This window comes from Pseudomonas tremae, from assembly GCF_001401155.1.
GTDB classification, from domain to species: domain Bacteria; phylum Pseudomonadota; class Gammaproteobacteria; order Pseudomonadales; family Pseudomonadaceae; genus Aquipseudomonas; species Aquipseudomonas tremae.
In genome coordinates this window covers 1-813 of record NZ_LJRO01000225.1, presented here as the reverse complement: position 1 = coordinate 813, position 813 = coordinate 1, and the positions used below count along the sequence as shown (strand labels likewise).

The 813-nt window shown below is 57.1% G+C and carries 1 protein-coding gene; it reads right to left on the bottom strand.

Features of this window, described 5'->3' with window-relative positions; translation table 11 throughout:
• Window positions 1-801 (bottom strand): AMP-binding protein (locus ALO43_RS15570; RefSeq protein ID WP_268873822.1); only part of this gene is annotated, 801 nt, incomplete at its 3' end.
• Window positions 802-813: the final 12 nt, after the last annotated feature.

Here is an 813-nt window from a genome sequence, read left to right as displayed (position 1 = left end):
AACCCCCGCACCGCCGATATGGATCTCGCCGCTGACCCCGACGGGTACCGGCTGGCCTTGGGCATCCAACAGGTAAATCCGTGTATTGCCGATGGGGCGGCCAATGGGAATCGAGCGCGAATTGTTGGACAGCGCATGGACTTCGTAGGTGCTGGCAAATGTCGTTGTTTCCGTTGGCCCATAGCCATTGATCAGATGCCTGGGCCGATGGGCGCTGGACAAAACCTTCGCAACGTTCACTGGATCGAGCACATCCCCACCGACCAGGAGGTATCGCAGCTTTGAGAAGGCTACGGCGAGTACATCGACATATTCATTGAACAATCCAGCAGTCAACCATAAAGCAGTCACGCCACCTTCAATCAATACATGGTTCAAGCGCGCGGCATTGAGTAGCGTCGCCTGAGACACAACCAACAGTTTCGCGCCATTGAGCAGCGCACTCCAGATTTCCCAGGTCGATGCATCGAAGGCCGTATTGGCGCCGTGCGCAACACAATCATCGGTGGCAATCAAGGCATAAGGATTATTGATAACCAGACTCAGCACACTGCGATGTTCAATCAGCACGCCTTTCGGTCTTCCCGAGGAGCCGGATGTGTACATCACATAAGCCGGCATTCTCGACGTCAGCCCTAAGGCATCAATATCCGGATTGCCGCACGGTAGATCACCGGGCCCGGGGGACAGGTCCACGCTATCCAAAACGACACGCGGCACATTTACCACCGGCAGGCATTCCTGCAGCGCCGCTTGCACCAGCACCGCCACCGGCGCACTGTCTTCCAGCATGTAGCGCAACCGCTCTGGCGG